The organism is Ochrobactrum sp. MYb379 (assembly GCF_037479515.1).
Lineage (GTDB): Bacteria > Pseudomonadota > Alphaproteobacteria > Rhizobiales > Rhizobiaceae > Brucella.
Genome location: NZ_JBBGYW010000005.1, coordinates 45,440 through 62,752, shown reverse-complemented (window position 1 = coordinate 62,752; position 17,313 = coordinate 45,440). Strand labels below are relative to the sequence as shown.

The window sequence follows — 17,313 nt, the reverse complement described above, 5'->3', positions numbered from 1 at the left end:
TATTAAATTTATGCTTTCTGCGGTGTTGCCTTTGCAAAGTCTTCAACAGCAGCGCCGGTATCGGCAGGCTGGGTCAGATCTTCCATGTCACGGCCAAATGTTTCTGGTCCAAGCTGGATGCAGAAGGCGAAAATCGCATACATCGAAGCCGCCAATGCGAAGACACCGATCATGCCGTAGCCATCAAACAAAGCACCTGCAATGATCGGAACAAACGAACCAGCGGCAGAACCACTCGCGAGAATGAGCGCAACGCCAAAGCCGCGAATGCGTGTTGGATAAAGTTCAGGCGCATAAATCCAGATCGATGTGTTGAGCAGCAATACGAAGAACTGGAACACCGCACCGAAGAACAATACGAGATAGAGGCTAGTGCCCAGATAAACGATAGCCAATGCCGCAGCACAGGCGCAAACCGAGCCAATGGTCAGAACTCTTTTACGCGGGAAGTAATACCCGAAAGCGGATGCTGCAATCGCGCCAAGCACGCTGCCGCTCTGAATGATCATTGTATAAAGCAAGCTGCCCGAAAGCGTATAACCCATCGATATGAAGATCATCGGCATCAAGGTCAGCACGGAAAGCTGTGCGCCGTAGCTCATAAGAATGGCGATAGCGACCGGGACCGTGCGACCGATGAAAGGCGGCTTGAAAAGCTCCTTCCAGCTCGACTTCACAACTGTCTTTTCACTTTCGTCAGTCTTCGTCAGATATTCTGTGACCACCAAGTTCTTTGGGCGCAGCTTACCGGATGCGAGAATTGAAAGAACCTTGTTCGCCTCGTCCGTTTTTCCCTGTGATGCAAGGAAACGTGGCGTTTCCGGCACATACATGCGGAAAAAGACAACCAGCAATGCCGGGATCGCCAACACACCAAACAACCAACGCCAGTTATTTTCACCCGGGAAAATTGTGAAGACCAGCAAACCGAATGCCGGTGCAAGGAAGTTACCGAAGCCACCCGCCCCAACATTCACGAGACCGGCTGCGGTTCCACGGAATTTCGGTGAACAGAACTCTGCAAGCATGGTCACAGCGGTTGAAATTTCACCGCCAACGCCGAAACCAACAATTGCACGCGCAAAACACAACCAGCCGAAACTTGGCGCAAGAGCGCAGAGCGCGGAACCGATCGTGAAAAGAAGAAGATTGAAGGTGAGCATAACACGGCGACCGTAGCGGTCACCAAGAATACCGGAAAGAAGCCGACCGATCGCCGCACTGGCGAATGTGATCGTATTCAGGAAGCCAATATCCGTTCCTGTGAGGCCCCATTGTTCGCGCAAGATCGGGCCAACCAGACCAATCGTGTTCTGCTCGAATGAATCAAACAGACAACCAATCAGCACAAGCACCAATATCTGCTTGTGCGCATTGGTAACGCCGATACTCCCCAGCGCCTGTTCCATTTGCTTATTTTTTGCCGACGAATTGTCGGCTCGCATCATTTGTTCCCCTGCCATAGCGGTATAACCCCTTTTTTTATTACCGGCATGAAATTATTTTTTCACCATCTAGCCAGAGAAAATTGATTTTGACAAGAGAAATTTTATTGTTTATTTTCAATAGCTTAACTTGCATAATTTTTAAGCAAAAAAGATGCACACTTCACGAAAAGGTGCTAAAACTTAATGCAACCTGAAAATAGGATTTCATAATACGCCCATGAACCCAGCAGAAAGATCCTTTCTTGCGCGCGTCAGAGACGTGCTGGACGACCTCCCCCCTGCTGAAAAACGGCTTGGTGAATTTATCTGCGATTTCCCGGGCGAGCTTGCGAGTTATTCCGCTTCCGAGCTTGCTACGCTCGCTCATGTGTCCAATGCGACGGTTACCCGTTTTGTGCGCAGACTCGGCTACGAATCCTATGAAGAATCACGCCGCCATGCCCGCGAAGAAAAACAAACAGGCTCCAGACTGTTTCTTTCGAGCGTGACTGCGAATGCAGCGGGCCAGTCCTTGGGTTCTCACATCACTCAGGGGATCGCCAATCTCGAAACAACATTTCTTGCCATTCGCGAGACACAGATCGACGCCGTGGTCGAGGCTATGCTGACAGCCCGAAAGACTTGGGTGATCGGATTTCGCAGTAGCCATCCGTTTGCCGCTTATCTGCAATGGCAAATGATGCAGGTCTTAGACAACATCGCAGCTGTACCCGGTCCAGGTCAGACCATGGGTGAATATATGGCAAGTATAAAACCCGACGATTTGGTGATTGTCTTTGGTCTGCGCCGCCGCATCGCCAAAATGGATGATATTCTGTCAACGATCGAGAAACGTGGTGCCAAGCTGCTTTATATTACAGATGAAGGTGCACCGTTCCGAGCATCCGCAAAATGGCATTTCCAATGTCAGACTTTGGCACCCGGACCCATATTCAACCACGTTTCTGTTATGGCACTTTGCCACCTACTGACCACGAGAGCGATTGAGAAAGCTGGTGCTAACGGTCGCAAACGGCTCAGAGAGATCGAAACCTTTGGTGATTTTCTTGAGGAACTTTAGCAGGGATATTCACCGCGAAATTGCCCATCCTCAAATAAAATGTCCGCCAAAATTGCTTATATGCAAATATACAACTTTCGTATGATGGAATACAATTTAAAGTAGACATTTACACCTATGTCGCAGATAACCCCCGCATTGAATCGGGGGGATCAAATTGCGTACACTTAATTTGTTTATTATCGGCTTTGGCTTTAGTGCACTTGTCGTCACCTGCATTTACGCTATCGGTGGCGGACTGAGTTAAATGGCAATCTCAAAGTAGGCTTTCGCCTAAAAAGCTTGCTGAGGCTTCACGCACGGCACCAATCATAAAATCGCTGATCACACGTATGCGCGGCGCGGCCATCACGTCGACATGGCAATTCATCCAGTATTCGCGCTCAAGATGCAGCTCTCTGGGCAACACAGGTGCAAGGTCTGCATATTGGCTCGCGATAAAATATGGCAAAACGCAAAGACCATAACCTGTCAGCGTTGCGGTCAGTTGTGCGTGAATGCTTGAGCTCTGATAATTGCATCGCTGTCCGGGCAAAATCTCGCGCATGTAATCAAGGCCGGGCGTAAAGACCATATCGTCAATGTAACCGATGAACGGATGCCCGGTCAGATCTTCACGCGTTCTGATTGGCGGATGACAGTTCAGATAATCTCGATGCCCATAGATAAACAGCCTGTAAGGCGTAATCCGCTCGCTGTGATAAGGCCCTGTGCGCGGCATATGTAAAGTAATCGATAGCTCTGCTTCACGTCGTGACAGTGACATAATCTGCTGGATCGTCACAACTTCTACGGACAGACTTGGGTAGGATTGCGCAAGCACTGGCAACCGATCCGCCAAAAAGAAATTCCCGAAGCCTTCAAGTGTGGACAATCGCACGACACCCGATAGTGCCGAAAAACTGCCCGTAGCTTCGGTCTGAAACTTCATTGCCTCACGCTCCATGACCTCAGCAGGCTGAACAAAACGTTCGCCCATCGGCGTCAACAGATAACCACGCGGGTTTCGCTCAAAAAGCTTGGTCGCCAACGCTTGCTCTAGCCGATCAATCCGACGCAAAACCGTGACGTGACTTGTGCGCAATTGCCGGGCGGCAGCCGAAAGCTGGCCGGTGCGTGCGACGGCAAGAAAATATTGCAGATCATCCCATGCAAACTGACGCACCAAGTCCTCCCTTTCAGCATCTGTACAATTTCGGACAGATGCTGTTCAAAAATTGTTATTCTTGTACGCATTTGTCAATGCTACCGTTCCGACAAATAGCCCGACGGAAGGAACCGTTCTGGCTGAAGCAGAAGGATGCGCAACCTTGAGGAGGGTTGTTATTCCACTCTGAGGAGACTGCTTTACAGGAGGATTTCGCCTCCCTTTTAGGGGCGAACAGGGAGTTTTTGGGAGGAGCACTGAATGAAACTTTTTGCACTGGCGACGGCTGCACTTTTCGCTGCAACCGCGATTTCATCCGCAGCAGAAATATCAGACGGCAAAGTCAAAATCGGCATTCTGAACGACCAGTCGGGCGTTTATGCTGATTTCGGCGGCAAGTGGTCTTATGAAGCTGCAAAAATGGCTGCCGAGGATTTTGGAGGCACGGTACTGGATGCACCGATTGAAATCATCACAGCCGACCACCAGAACAAGCCAGACGTTGCCGCCAATATCGCGCGCCAGTGGTATGATACCGAACAGGTTGACGCCATTATGGAGCTAACCAGCTCGTCAGTCGGTCTCGCTGTTCAGGCACTTTCCAAAGACAAGAAAAAAATCACCATCAATACCGGTGCCGCAACATCGGAACTCACCGGCAAGCAGTGCTCGCCTTATGGTTTTCACTGGGCTTATGACACCCACGCGCTTGCAGTTGGCACCGGCGGCTCGCTTGTCGAACAGGGCGGTGATACATGGTATTTCCTGACTGCCGATTATGCATTTGGCTATTCGCTGGAAGACCAGACTTCAAAATTCGTTACGTCAAAAGGCGGTAAAGTTCTTGGCTCTGTTCGCCATCCCTTAAGCACGACAGATTATTCGTCGTTCCTTTTGCAGGCACAGGCTTCAGGTGCCAAGGTTGTCGGCCTTGCCAATGCTGGTCTTGATACATCCAACGCGATCAAACAGGCCGCAGAATTTGGCATCGTTGCCGGCGGACAGCGCCTTGCAGCACTGCTCTTCACTATTGCCGAAGTCCACGGCCTCGGCCTTGATGCGGCGCAGGGCCTGACGCTCACCGAAGGCTTCTACTGGGACCGCGATGATGAATCGCGCGAGTTCAGCAAGCGCTTCTTCGACCGTACTGGGCGTATGCCGAACATGATTCAGGCAGGCACTTATTCCGCCGTGCTGCAATATTTGAAAGCAATCAAGGAAGCAGGCACCGACGAGACCGAAGCCGTCTCCAAGAAGCTGCATGAAATGCCAGTTAACGACGTATTCGCCCGCAACGGCAAGGTCGGACCAAATGGCCGTATGATCTATGACATGTATCTGATGGAAGTGAAAAAGCCTGACGAAAGCAAGACTCCATGGGACTACTATAAGGTGCTGGCAACGATCCCCGGTGATCAGGCTTATTTGAAGCCTGAAGAAAGCGGCTGTACTCTGGTCACGCAGTAAGAGGCTGATGGCATGAACACAGCAACTCAAAATACTCCGGCTCTGCGAGAAGCAGAGCCGGCGAGGATTGTTCTTTCTGCACGTGGGCTGGGCAAGTCGTTTGGCGGCTTTCATGCGGTGAAGAATGTCGATCTTGATGTAGAGCACGCCCGTGTTCATGCGCTGATCGGCCCGAATGGTGCAGGCAAGACGACCGTCTTTAATCTGCTGACCAAGTTTCTCCAGCCGACAAGTGGCGAGATCACTCTGCTTGGCGACAACATCACAAAGACCGATCCTGCTAAAGTTGCGCGCATGGGGCTGGTGCGTTCATTTCAAATTTCTGCGACATTCCCGCATTTGACAGTGTTGGAGAATGTGAAAGTCGCGCTGCAACGCCCAAGCGGTCTGGCAACGCAGTTCTGGCGATCCTTGTCGGCGCTGGATCAGCTCGACGCAAAGGCAATTGATCTGCTGGAGCGCGTGGGTCTGGCCGATGCACGTCATGCGCTGGCTGCGGACCTGTCCTATGGCCGCAAACGTGCGCTCGAAATCGCCACCACATTGGCACTCGATCCCAAAGTGCTGCTGCTCGATGAGCCAATGGCCGGCATGGGGCACGAAGACGTGCACACCATTGCCGCCCTCATTACCGATGTGGCGAAAGATCGCGCGGTGCTGATGGTCGAACATAATCTCAAAGTGGTGGCCGACATCGCCCACCACGTCACGGTGCTGCAACGCGGCGAGATTCTCGCTTCGGGCGATTATGCCACCGTTTCTCAAGACGAGCGCGTACGCACTGCTTATATGGGAACCGAACATGAATAAAGGCCAACCCCTGCTTTCCGTGCGCGGGCTCAATGCCTGGTATGGCGAAAGTCATGCGCTGCACGGCGTAGATCTCGATATCTGGCCCGGTGAAACCATCACGCTTCTGGGCCGCAATGGGGTGGGCAAAACCACCACACTGCGCACGATCATGGGTATTATCCGCAAGCGCAGCGGAACCATCACGCTTGATGGCAAAGACATTCTGCGCGTACCGCTGCATCGCATTGCCCGCACGGGCCTTGGTTTTGTGCCGGAAGAACGCGGGATATTTGCAACGCTCAATGTGCATGAAAACCTGCTGCTGCCCCCTGTTGTTGGCAAAGGCGGAGCCATGTCGCTTGATGAGATTTATGAGCTTTTCCCCAATCTCTATGAGCGCCGTAACAGCCCGGGAACCAAGCTTTCGGGTGGCGAACAACAGATGCTGGCGATTGCCCGTATCCTGCGCACCGGTGTCAAGGTTCTGCTGCTGGATGAGCCAACCGAAGGACTTGCGCCGGTCATCATCCAGCGCATCGGCGATGTGCTGGTGGAGCTTAAAAAGCGCGGCATGACCGTGTTGCTCGTCGAGCAAAACTTCCGCTTTGCGGCAAAAGTCGCTGATCGTTTTTATCTGATGGATCATGGCGTGGTGACGGAAAACTTCCCAACCGCCGAGCTGCCCGCTCGCATGGCATCGCTCACGCAAGCGTTAGGAGTTTGAGACGATGACGATGATCTTCGGAATTCCCGTTCAGGCGCTTCTCGGACAATTGCTGGTTGGCCTGATCAATGGCTCTTTCTACGCCATGCTCAGCCTTGGCCTTGCGATTATTTTTGGTCTGTTGCGCATCATCAATTTTGCGCATGGCGCGCAATATATGCTCGGCGCATTTGTCGGCTATCTGCTGTTGAGCGGCCTTGGCATTGGCTATTGGCCAGCGCTTATTCTGGCTCCACTGATTGTGGGTCTGGGCGGCGCCATCATCGAACGCGTTGCCCTTTCAAGGCTCTATAATCTTGATCCGCTTTATGGCCTGTTATTTACCTTTGGCCTTGCACTTGTGATCGAAGGCACCTTCCGCTATTATTATGGTGCTGCCGGTCAGCCTTATGCCGTGCCACCATCACTTGCAGGCGGCAATAATCTTGGCTTCATGTTCCTACCCAACTATCGCGCATGGGTGGTGGTGGCGTCGCTCATCATCTGTATCGGCACATGGCTTCTCATTGAGAAAACCAAGCTCGGCGCTTACCTGCGCGCTGCCACCGAAAACCCAACACTGGTTAAAGCCTTCGGCATCAATGTGCCGCTGCTTCTCACCTTCACCTATGCTTTGGGTTCAGCACTTGCTGGCTTTGCCGGAATTCTGGCAGCACCGATCTATCAGGTCAGCCCGCTGATGGGGTCCAACATTATCATCGTGGTGTTTGCTGTGGTCGTGGTCGGCGGCATGGGTTCAATCCTTGGCGCGATCATCACCGGCTATGTACTAGGGCTAGCGGAAGGTCTGACCAAGGTGTTCTACCCCGAAGCTTCCAGCATCGTCATCTTCGTTATCATGGCTATCGTCCTTCTGGTGCGACCCGCCGGACTGTTCGGGAAGGAGGCTTGATATGGCTGATACTGTTCTTAAAGCAACGACGGCAAATCATCAGGCAAAAGCGCCGAACCTCAACAGCTTGTCTGCCATCATTCTGGCGATTGCCGTGGCTGGACTGATCGTAGCGCCCTTCATGGTCTACCCGATCTTCCTGATGAAGATGCTGTGCTTTGCGCTGTTTGCCTCCGCCTTCAATCTGCTGCTCGGCTATACCGGCATTTTGTCCTTTGGCCATGCAGCCTTCTTTGGAGGTGCCGCCTATGTGACAGCCCATGCCGTCAAAGTATGGGGTGTCACGCCAGAAATCGGCATCCTGCTTGGCGTGGTGGCTGCGGCCGTGCTCGGTCTTGTGATTGGCTATCTCGCAATCCGCCGTCAGGGCATCTATTCGACGATGATCACACTGGCGCTAGCGCAGATGTTCTTCTTCTTCTGTTTGCAAGCGGCGTTCACCCACGGCGAAGACGGTCTTCAGGGCGTGCCACGCGGCTATCTCTTTGGCTTAATCGATCTCAACCAACCGATGAATATGTATTATTTTGTGCTGGCAGTGTTTGTAATCGGCGTGTTTGCCATCTGGCGCATCATCAATTCGCCTTTCGGCATGATCCTCAAATCAGTCCGCGAAAACGAAAACCGCGCTGTCTCATTGGGCTATTCCGTCAATCACTACAAGCTCGCAGCCTTTGTCATGTCGGCAGCACTTGCAGGCCTTGCAGGCGGCATGAAAGCACTCGTGTTCCAGTTTGCAACACTCACCGATGTGGGCTGGCAGATGTCGGGCGAAGTGATCCTGATGACGCTGCTTGGCGGGATCGGGACGCTGATCGGCCCAATCGTCGGCGCAGCCTTCGTGGTCGCTCTTCAGAACTATCTCGCAACCTCTGACTTCCCCGTAACAATCGTCACTGGCGTCATCTTCATGGCATGCGTCCTACTCTTCCGAAAAGGTATCGTCGGTGAGTTCTATGCATCGCGGCTTGGAAAAAAATTGTTCGGATAACCGGCACTCCCGGAGCCGCATGTTCATCAGATAGCGGCTCCACCTTTTTACTGGATATGAAATCATGACCGACACCTACGATTACATCGTGGTTGGCGCGGGCACGGCTGGCTGCGCCCTTGCGAACCGCCTTTCTGCCGATCCAAATCGTTCCGTGCTGCTACTGGAAGCAGGCGGCAAAGACAATTACGCGTGGATTCATATCCCCGTCGGCTATCTTTATTGCATCGGCAATCCGCGCACCGACTGGTGTTTTACCACAGAAGCGGAAGCAGGCCTGAATGGGCGCTCTCTCGGCTATCCACGCGGCAAGGTGCTTGGTGGCTGCTCCTCCATCAATGGCATGATCTATATGCGCGGACAGGCACGCGATTATGATTTGTGGCGGCAGGCCGGTTGCGACGGCTGGGGCTGGGACGACGTGTTGCCCTTCTTCAAAAAATCCGAAGACAATTTTGCAGGTGCAGATGATCTGCATGGTGCAGGTGGCGAATGGCGCGTTGAAAATGCCCGCCTGCACTGGGATATTCTGGATGCTTTTCGTGATGCAGCGGTTGCGGCTGGCATCCCATCAACGGATGATTTCAATCGCGGTAACAATGAAGGTGTGTCCTATTTTAAGGTCAACCAGAAGCGCGGCATTCGCTGGAATACAGCAAAGGCTTTTCTGCGCCCAGCTCTTAATCGCAAAAACCTGCGCGTTGAAACGGGCGCCCATGTGCGCCGCATTGAGATTGAGGAGTTACGCGCCACTGGCGTTACCTTCGATCAGAACGGCACAACCCGCACCATAAAAGCAAAACGCGAAGTGATTCTCGCGGCGGGTGCAGTTGGCTCGCCACAAATCCTCGAGCTTTCGGGCATCGGACGCGGCGATATTCTCCAGCAGACAGACATTCCCGTTAAGCTCGAACGCAGACAGCTGGGCGAAAACCTGCAAGATCACCTGCAACTGCGCTGTGCTTATAAAGTCAGTGGCATTCCAACGCTGAATGAGAAAGCCAGCAAACTCACTGGCAAAGCCATGATCGGGCTGGAATATCTGCTGCGTCGCTCTGGCCCCATGTCGATGGCTCCTAGTCAACTCGGTGTCTTCACACGCTCAGACCCATCTTATGAAACCGCCAATCTGCAATATCACGTGCAGCCATTAAGCCTCGATAAATTTGGTGATGCAGTTCACCCCTTCCCAGCCTTTACAGCAAGCGTCTGCAATCTGCGGCCCGACAGTCGCGGCTCGATCCATATCAAATCACCAGATCACCGCACCCAACCGGCAATCAAGCCAAACTATCTTTCCGCAGAAAGCGACCGCCGAGTAGCCGCCGATGCGATCCGCCTCACCCGCCATATCGTGGCACAGGTACCTTTGCAAAAATATCGTCCGGAAGAATTCAAGCCCGGACCAAGCTATGAAACGCAGGAACAGCTGGAAAAAGCGGCGGGCGATATCGGCACAACGATTTTCCATCCGGTCGGCACGTGTCGTATGGGGGCAGATGCAGATGCGATTGTCGATCCGCGCCTGCGTGTAAACGGTATTCAGGGACTACGCGTAGCCGATGCCTCGGTCATGCCGGGAATCACGTCAGGTAATACGAATTCACCCACTTTGATGATCGCCGAGAAGGCCGCGCAGATGATTATTTCGGATAATTACTAAAGCATTTCCAGCAAAAGTGGGAACCGGTTTTGCGTTCGGAAATGCTGAAGAAATATCTATAGAGCGGTTCCAACGATGGCATATTTACGGAACCGATCTAGAACGAGATTCCTCACACCCGCACAAACTGAAAAGACAATCCGCTCACGCGACTGTGAACGCAATTTCACAATCGCTGAATCTCGTGAAGCTGAAATAATTTTTCTTGTTTCTTGTCTAATAAACGGGAATTATCGGCATCAAGGTGGGCAGGGGGAGAAAGATCATCTAATTTGATCGCTTTCCGGGACCGGCTCTCCAAAAAACTTTAGACAAGGAAAATAAGAATGTCGTCAGTCCTTTCCCGCTATTCGCTGACCCGCCGCGCTGGTCTGAAAGCCGCTCTTTTCACTGTTGCAGCCCTCACCGTTGGCTTTGCAGCTGCACCTAGCCACGCAGAAGATAAGACCATCAAGGTCGGCATCATGGGCGGCGAAGACGAAGACGTCTGGAAAGTCGTTGCTGAAGAAGGCAAGAAGCACGGCCTCATCATCGAGCGCGTAACCTTCAACGATTACAACCAGCCAAATGAAGCGCTTGAGCGCAAGGAAATCGACGCGAACGCTTTCCAGCATAAGCCGTACCTCGACGAACAGATCAAGCAGCATGGCTACAAGATCGACGTTGCCGGTTATACCGCAGTCTGGCCAATCGGCATTTACTCGCGCAAGATCAAGAGCCTTGATGAACTCAAGGAAGGTGCAGTCGTCGGCGTGCCAAACGATCCATCGAATGAAGGTCGTGCGCTCCGCGTTCTCGAAGCAAGCGGCCTTATCAAGCTGAAGCCTGAAGCAGGCATCCTTGCAACGCCAATCGACATTGTTGAAAATCCTAAGAAGATCGAAATCAAGGAACTCGACGCCGGTGTCGTCGGTCGCTCGATTGATGATCTCGATGTCGCCATCGTGAACAACGACTGGGCTGGCAAAGCGGGCCTCAAAAAGGAAGAAGCGATCGGCTGGGAATCCAAGGAAAACAACCCATACAACAACTTCATCGCGGTCCGTACCGAAGATGCAAACGCCGATTGGGTAAAGAACCTTGTTTCATCCTTCCAAAACGATACCGTGAAGGCTGAAATCGACCGCGTTTACAAGGGCACAGGCATTCCAGCCTGGAACTAATTGCTCTCTATGCCTGAAAGACCGCGCCGGAAAAGCATTTCCGGCGCGGCTTTTATTGACGTAAGCGAAAAAATTGCCCAAAAGCATCCGCGCGTGCTTATGAAAAGCCGCCTATGCCCTTTGGCGTCATTTTCCTTGAAGCCTTATCAAACTATTCATTCGCAGCCTCCCTGCTGCGAGATAAAAAATAGAAGAAACGACCGTGACCATTGAACAGCCACCTGCCGCATTAGCGCCCATCGTCGCCATGAAAGACGTGCGTCGAATGTTCGGTGAGACGCCGGCAATCAATGGCGTCTCTCTTTCCGTCGCACGCGGCGAAATTCTCGGTATTATCGGCCGCAGTGGCGCGGGCAAATCAACGCTTATCCGTTGCGTCAATGGCCTCGAGAAGCCCGACAGTGGTTCGATTCTGATTGAAGGTCGTGAGATTACCGGCCTTGGTGAAGACGCGCTGCGCCCTGTTCGCCGCCGCATCGGCATGGTGTTTCAGCACTTTAATCTGCTCTCCGCCAAAACTGTTGCGCAGAACGTTGCACTGCCGCTTAAAATTGCAGGCATGCCGAAAGCAAAACGCATCAAGCGCGTGGCCGAACTGCTGGATCTGGTCGGTCTCTCCGATAAAGCGAAGCAATATCCGGCACAGCTTTCCGGTGGCCAGAAGCAGCGCGTCGGCATTGCACGCGCACTTGCTGCTGAACCCGCCGTTCTGCTTTCTGACGAAGCCACTTCAGCGCTTGATCCTGAGACAACCCTGTCGATTCTGGCGCTGCTTAAAGACATCAATACCAAGCTCGGCTTGACCATCCTGCTCATTACCCATGAGATGGAAGTGATCCGCCGCATCGCCGACCGGGTGATTGTGCTGGATCACGGCGTCATTGCTGAAGAAGGTCCGGTCTGGAAAGTGTTTGCCAATCCGCAGTCGCCAATCACACAAAGCATGCTGCAAGTGCTGGAGCCGGAATTGCCTGCCGTGTGGCGCGAGCGTCTTGAGAAAACCGGCGATCATGCCATTCTCAAGGTCAAGCTTTCAGGTGCCGCTGCCAAAGGTGCATTCTTCAGCGAAGCAACGCTTGCAACAGGCATTCCGCTGCAACTGATTCATGGCGGCATGGATACCATTCAAGGCGAACCCGTTGGAACTATGTTCATTGGCTTACCCGCGCAGGACAAGGCCAAACTAGACGCCGCTATCGCCTATCTCAACACCCATGCAGACGCCACGGAGGTTCTCGGCTATGTCTCAGGCAATGCTTGATCTTCTCTGGCGCTCCTTCTGGGAGACCATGATCATGACCGGCTTTTCGAGCCTGATTTCGCTCGTCGTTGGTCTTCCGCTGGCACTCATCATGATTCTGACTGAACGTGGTGGCCTTGCACAAAATCTGACTATCAATGCCATCCTCGGCGCCATCATCAATGGCTTTCGTTCAGTGCCTTTCATCATTTTGCTTGTGGCACTCATTCCGGTGACGCGTTTTGTTGTCGGCACATCAATCGGTACATGGGCATCCATCGTGCCACTATCGATTGCCGCTATTCCTTATTATGCGCGTATAGCAGAAGTCTCACTGCGCGAAGTGGATAACGGTCTCGTTGAAGCTGCCCGCTCGATGGGTGCTAACCGCTGGACAATCGTGCGTGAAGTGCTGGTGCCAGAAGCCCTACCCGGCATTATCGCTGGCTTCACCGTGACAATCATCACGCTTATTGGCGCATCTGCCATGGCTGGTGCCATTGGTGCGGGGGGCTTAGGCGATCTGGCCATTCGTTACGGTTATCAGCGCTTTGAAACGCAGATCATGATTGCTGTTGTGATTATTCTTATCATCATGGTGTGCGGCATTCAGTTGATCGGCGATTATCTCGTCAATCGTCTCGACAAGCGCAACCTGCGTTCACGCAGCTAAATATTGACTGACAGGAGGGTGTTTACCGCACCCTCTTTCGAAAACCGACTTCCAACGTATTGCCATCTGGATCAAAGACAAGAGCTGCGTAATAGCCCATCTCTTCCGGCCCCTGATAGGCCGGTGGCCCGCTCTCCTTGCCGCCACCTTTAAGAGCGGCTTGATGAAAAGCCTCTACATCGTCGCGACTACTCGCATTGAACATAAGATGCAGATGATTGCCCGGCTTGCCATCAGGCTCGTCAGCGCCCGCTTTCGGCGCTTTGTGTATCCAAAGAAACGGCACTGGTGCCCTCTCCCCTCCACTGACGAAGAAGCCGCTGTCCGAATGGGCAATAATGGTGAGGCCGAGCTTAGGCATGCAGCTTTCATAAAATGATAAGCTGCGGCGAAGGTCTTTGCTTTGAAAACCGATGTGATCGAAGAGCGACATAAAGACTATTATATGCCAGCATTACATAAAGAAAAGTGGCGCTCACAACTTTGGAGAACGCCACCGTTATTCTTGCGGGAAAGATAATGATTAACCGCGCGTGCGGGCCAGACCGGCCTTGGCAGGCTGATAGCTTGCATCAAGCTGAATAGCGCGCGTGTAAGAATTGGCAGCTTTTGCCTTATCGCCGCGTTGTTCATAAACCAGCGCCTGATTGGCCCAGCTTTCAGCGATGTTTCCATCAAGCGTAATTGCCGTATTGAAATCATCGAAGGCGTTGTCGTAATCGCTCAACGCCACATAAGAAATGCCGCGGCCATTGTAAGGTTCAGGCGCAGTCGAATTGAGTGAAATCGCTTTCGAGAAATCTTCAATCGCCTGCTTATGCTGACCCTTGGCCTGATAAATCAAACCACGATTGTGATAGGCGCGGCCATCGGTCGTCTGCAAAGCGATTGCCTGATTGAAATCACTCAATGCCTGATCAAGACGTCCGGCCTGACGGTAAACATTGCCACGACCGACATAGGCTGCATCATATTGCGGGTTAATCTGGATCGCACGGCTATAGTCCTGCGCGGCCTTACCGTTGTCATTCATGTAACGGTAGATCAGGGCGCGGTTGGCATAGGCCTGATAGAAATTCGGATTAAGGGCTATCGCCTGATCAAAATCGCGCAGCGCTTCCTTATAGCGTCGTGCCTTGCCGTAAGCAGAGCCTCGAACGTTGTAAGCCTCAGGATCGCGCGGATTGCTCTGGATAACGCTTGTCAGCGAGCCAATGTTCTCATTCGACCCTTGAGCACGATCAACCGTGCTCAACGCGGTTTGCGTCGAAGAGCTCTGACAGCCGACGAGACCAAGAGCCAAGACGGCTGTTGCAGCCAATAGGCTGTTACGGGCAACAAATTTGCCGGACGAGTGCATCACCTTAAAGCGCGTTGGCAACGGCAGCGTTCCTTTCTGCGTGAGCGCAGCACGGGAGCGTACCCAAGCTTGCGTCAACTTTGTCCCCGACTGTTATAACAGCCATGATGTTTTCATTGTATAGCACAGATGAAGATAGCAGGAAAAACCGCCGATCAACTCAACTGGCCAAAACTATGTTTCTCTGACGTATCAAGCTCAACGCCACAATAAAGGTCAGTATATGGCAGCGCACTGACACTTCAAATCGGCATGTCTTATCTCGTGAAGCGCCTTCAAAGTGCGCCACAAACCTTCAGACATGCAAAAACCGGCGCAAGCCATAAGCTGCACCGGCAAGCAAAAGGCGCCACACAGGCAGCGCCAATTTCAGGTCACTTAGCGAGCTGCGGGACGACCGCCGCCGATAAGGCCTTCACGCTGAGCGCGCTTACGAGCCAGCTTACGCGAACGACGAACGGCTTCTGCCTTTTCGCGAGCGCGCTTTTCAGATGGCTTTTCATAATGGCCACGCATCTTCATTTCGCGGAAGATACCTTCGCGCTGCATCTTTTTCTTAAGAGCGCGGAGAGCCTGATCAACATTGTTATCGCGGACGAGTACCTGCACGTGTAATCCCGTATCGGTTAGAATTTCGATTTAGCCTGAGGCATTAAGGGCGTCTCTTAACGATGTTCAGCTGATAGAGTCAACTGTCTATACGCCCAAAGGCTCCCAAGCTTCGCAACTTAAACGTTGCAAATTGGGGCTGGCATTACCAGATAGCCCGGCTTTTGTCCACCTTAAGATGGCACTTTGCCCAGTCTTGGGCACAAATAATGACTTCACGACAAATTATAGTGACTAAATCGCGCCCTATAGGCTAGAGAGCCTCCACTTTCCGCACAATTCAGCCTCATTGCTCAATCATAGCAAAAAAACGGCTAATACACCGCCTTATCCCCATTCGTTGATTCCTTCTGTCGAGATTTATGTCTTTTCGCAAACGACTCGTTATTCAATTCACAGGCTATGAAGGCCTACATCCCAAAGCCGTCCGCGTGCGCCATGCGCTTGCGTTGAAGGATTTCGACCGTTTGTGGCGTGCGAAGACCAAATTGCCGCCGATGAAAGACGAGCCGGATGACTGCGGCACGTTCACCGCAACGACTCAGGGCAATGGCTGGCAGACGGAAACAGAATTCTGCCAGTTCGGCACCGCAGACATCTTTGACGATTACGCCGCTCGTTCCACGCCTAGGCGTATGCTGACGGGCTTCCGCGCCTTCATGAACATTTTCTTCACAGGCACCCTGCTCCGCTATCTGATGACAAGCTGGCGCTTTGTGATGTTCTTCATGTGGCCATTTCTGTTGTCAATTGTGATTATCGCAATAGCAGCGCTTATCGCCTATGCCCCCATGCTGGCAGGTTTCCCCGTCTGGAACCTCATCTGGTCACTGCCGATCGCCGCTGTGGTTGCAACATTGCTGGTCCGTTGGCCGGGCGACCGATTCTTCATGTCTTATCTGCTCGATGATTGGTCGGCAGCCTATGACCGCATCTATGATCGCAACGATAAGCTGAAAGCGCGCCGCAGAGCCTTTGCAGAAGCGCTGAAAAAGAAAATAGAAGAAAGCAATGCGGACGAAGTGATTATCGTCGGCCACAGCCTCGGCACAGTTCCCGCCGTTGAAGCGCTTGCAGACCTTCAACGCGAACGCCCTGACCTTTTGCGCAAGCAGCCTGTATCGATGCTAGCTATTGGTTCCTGCCTGCTGATGATCGCACTGCACCCAAAAGCAAAAGCCTTGCGCGAAGACGTTCGCGTTGTGATGGAAGAAAGCCCGGTTCTCTGGTCAGAATTTCAGGTTCTCACCGACATTATCCATTTTTATGGTTCTGATCCTGCGAAGGCGCTCAAAATCAACACGCAAAACCCGCCGCTTATCCACCGTATCCGCTTTAAGAATGTGCATAGCGAGAATCGCTACAAACGTTCAAAGGGGAATTTCTTCCTGATGCATCTGCTTTACATGCGCGGTGCAGAGAAGAAGAATTTCTACGATTTCGGCATGTTTTTGCACGGTCCGTTCTTCTTCCGCGATCTGATGACAGCGCATAAAGACAAAGCCGCCCCTCTCGATGAAGAAGGACGGCTCTTAGTTTCGTAATCAGAGGTGCTATTAGCCGCGTGGCGGCTCGACAACTGAGATGGTGATCCATGTCGCGGTTAGCGCTGGCTTCACCAAGTTTTCGACTTCCAGCGTCACTTCGTAGTGATTGACCACACGGCCTGATGGACGAATATCCGCACTCGACAGCTTAAACCGCGCACGCACGCGTGCGCCAGTCTTTACCGGCGACATGAAGCGCACTTTGTCAAAGCCATAATTGATGCCCATCGTTGCACCCTGCAACATCGGCAATGCCTCGAAAGCCAATGTCGAGAGCAGTGACAGCGTCAGAAAGCCGTGTGCAATCGTGCCGCCGAAAGGCGTTTCCTTGGCTGCGCGCTCAGGATCAACATGGATGAACTGGTGGTCATCCGTTGCATCGGCAAACTGATCGATCATCGACTGTGTGACTTCACGCCACTCAGAGCATCCAACTTCCGTACCGACTGCTTCGCGCAACTGGTCGAGCGTAATTGCGTCTTTCATTCCATGAAACTTTCTGCTGAACTGATACTCTGTTGTTGTCTATTAATAACG

At 52.5% G+C, this 17,313-nt stretch carries 17 protein-coding genes; 11 read left to right on the top strand and 6 right to left on the bottom strand.

The genetic code is table 11. The features are described from left to right. Positions 1-8: 8 nt before the first annotated feature. Positions 9-1,463 (bottom strand): MFS transporter, encoded by a 1,455-nt coding sequence (locus WH356_RS12630; RefSeq protein ID WP_339511311.1) that lies wholly within the window; start codon positions 1,461-1,463, stop codon positions 9-11. 202 nt (positions 1,464-1,665) lie between these two features. Between WH356_RS12630 and WH356_RS12625 the strand changes: the two genes are divergently transcribed. Continuing rightward, positions 1,666-2,508, top strand: coding sequence for a MurR/RpiR family transcriptional regulator (locus WH356_RS12625; protein WP_339511309.1), 843 nt, complete (start codon positions 1,666-1,668; stop codon positions 2,506-2,508). A 256-nt stretch (positions 2,509-2,764) separates the two neighbouring features. Here the strand turns inward: WH356_RS12625 and WH356_RS12620 are convergent, their stop codons facing one another. Further along, the gene (locus tag WH356_RS12620; RefSeq protein ID WP_339511307.1) at positions 2,765-3,673 is read right to left on the bottom strand and encodes a LysR family transcriptional regulator; all 909 of its coding nucleotides are present in this window, start codon (positions 3,671-3,673) and stop codon (positions 2,765-2,767) included. A gap of 243 nt (positions 3,674-3,916) precedes the next feature. Here WH356_RS12620 and WH356_RS12615 point away from each other — a divergent pair, with 243 nt between their 5' ends. The 9 genes from WH356_RS12615 to WH356_RS12575 all read left to right on the top strand — a co-directional run bounded on the left by WH356_RS12615 (position 3,917) and on the right by WH356_RS12575 (position 13,260). After that, positions 3,917-5,122 (top strand): ABC transporter substrate-binding protein, encoded by a 1,206-nt coding sequence (locus WH356_RS12615; RefSeq protein WP_339511305.1) that lies wholly within the window; start codon positions 3,917-3,919, stop codon positions 5,120-5,122. 12 nt (positions 5,123-5,134) lie between these two features. Continuing rightward, the gene (locus WH356_RS12610) at positions 5,135-5,932 is read left to right on the top strand and encodes an ABC transporter ATP-binding protein (RefSeq protein ID WP_339511303.1); all 798 of its coding nucleotides are present in this window, start codon (positions 5,135-5,137) and stop codon (positions 5,930-5,932) included. Further along, a complete protein-coding gene (locus tag WH356_RS12605; RefSeq protein WP_339511301.1) occupies positions 5,925-6,638 on the top strand; it encodes an ABC transporter ATP-binding protein in 714 nt (237 codons plus the stop codon). The genes WH356_RS12610 and WH356_RS12605 overlap by 8 nt, the downstream gene beginning before the upstream one ends. Before the next feature lie 4 nt (positions 6,639-6,642). Further along, positions 6,643-7,530 carry a branched-chain amino acid ABC transporter permease gene (locus WH356_RS12600; RefSeq protein ID WP_094505359.1) on the top strand — a complete coding sequence of 296 codons (888 nt, stop codon included), beginning with the start codon at positions 6,643-6,645 and terminating at the stop codon, positions 7,528-7,530. A gap of 1 nt (position 7,531) precedes the next feature. Next, positions 7,532-8,521: a branched-chain amino acid ABC transporter permease gene (locus WH356_RS12595; RefSeq protein ID WP_339511297.1), complete on the top strand. Its 990-nt coding sequence runs from the start codon at positions 7,532-7,534 to the stop codon at positions 8,519-8,521. A gap of 64 nt (positions 8,522-8,585) precedes the next feature. Next, positions 8,586-10,184, top strand: a complete 1,599-nt coding sequence (locus WH356_RS12590) for a GMC family oxidoreductase (RefSeq protein ID WP_339511295.1) — start codon at positions 8,586-8,588, stop codon at positions 10,182-10,184. Between the two features lie 326 nt (positions 10,185-10,510). Beyond that, a complete protein-coding gene (locus WH356_RS12585; protein ID WP_339511293.1) occupies positions 10,511-11,347 on the top strand; it encodes a MetQ/NlpA family ABC transporter substrate-binding protein in 837 nt (278 codons plus the stop codon). A gap of 202 nt (positions 11,348-11,549) precedes the next feature. Beyond that, positions 11,550-12,608 carry a methionine ABC transporter ATP-binding protein gene (locus tag WH356_RS12580; RefSeq protein ID WP_339511291.1) on the top strand — a complete coding sequence of 353 codons (1,059 nt, stop codon included), beginning with the start codon at positions 11,550-11,552 and terminating at the stop codon, positions 12,606-12,608. Further along, entirely contained in the window at positions 12,589-13,260 is a 672-nt protein-coding gene (locus WH356_RS12575; protein ID WP_007876310.1) for a methionine ABC transporter permease, read from the top strand. Before WH356_RS12580 ends, WH356_RS12575 begins: the two co-directional genes overlap by 20 nt. A gap of 22 nt (positions 13,261-13,282) precedes the next feature. Here WH356_RS12575 and WH356_RS12570 read toward each other — a convergent pair whose 3' ends face one another. From WH356_RS12570 to rpsU, 3 genes are all read right to left on the bottom strand, one after another. Continuing rightward, on the bottom strand, positions 13,283-13,693 hold the full coding sequence (locus WH356_RS12570) for a VOC family protein (RefSeq protein ID WP_339511289.1): 411 nt from the start codon (positions 13,691-13,693) through the stop codon (positions 13,283-13,285). Positions 13,694-13,783: 90 nt separating this feature from the next. Beyond that, positions 13,784-14,620, bottom strand: coding sequence for a tetratricopeptide repeat protein (locus WH356_RS12565; protein ID WP_339511761.1), 837 nt, complete (start codon positions 14,618-14,620; stop codon positions 13,784-13,786). 378 nt (positions 14,621-14,998) lie between these two features. Then, a complete protein-coding gene (gene rpsU, locus WH356_RS12560) occupies positions 14,999-15,229 on the bottom strand; it encodes a 30S ribosomal protein S21 (RefSeq protein WP_339511287.1) in 231 nt (76 codons plus the stop codon). 362 nt (positions 15,230-15,591) lie between these two features. Here rpsU and WH356_RS12555 point away from each other — a divergent pair, with 362 nt between their 5' ends. Further along, complete coding sequence (locus WH356_RS12555; protein ID WP_339511285.1) at positions 15,592-16,773, top strand: alpha/beta hydrolase; 1,182 nt, start codon at positions 15,592-15,594, stop codon at positions 16,771-16,773. Between the two features lie 12 nt (positions 16,774-16,785). Here WH356_RS12555 and WH356_RS12550 read toward each other — a convergent pair whose 3' ends face one another. Beyond that, positions 16,786-17,262: a MaoC family dehydratase gene (locus tag WH356_RS12550; protein WP_339511283.1), complete on the bottom strand. Its 477-nt coding sequence runs from the start codon at positions 17,260-17,262 to the stop codon at positions 16,786-16,788. Between the last annotated feature and the right edge of the window lie 51 nt (positions 17,263-17,313).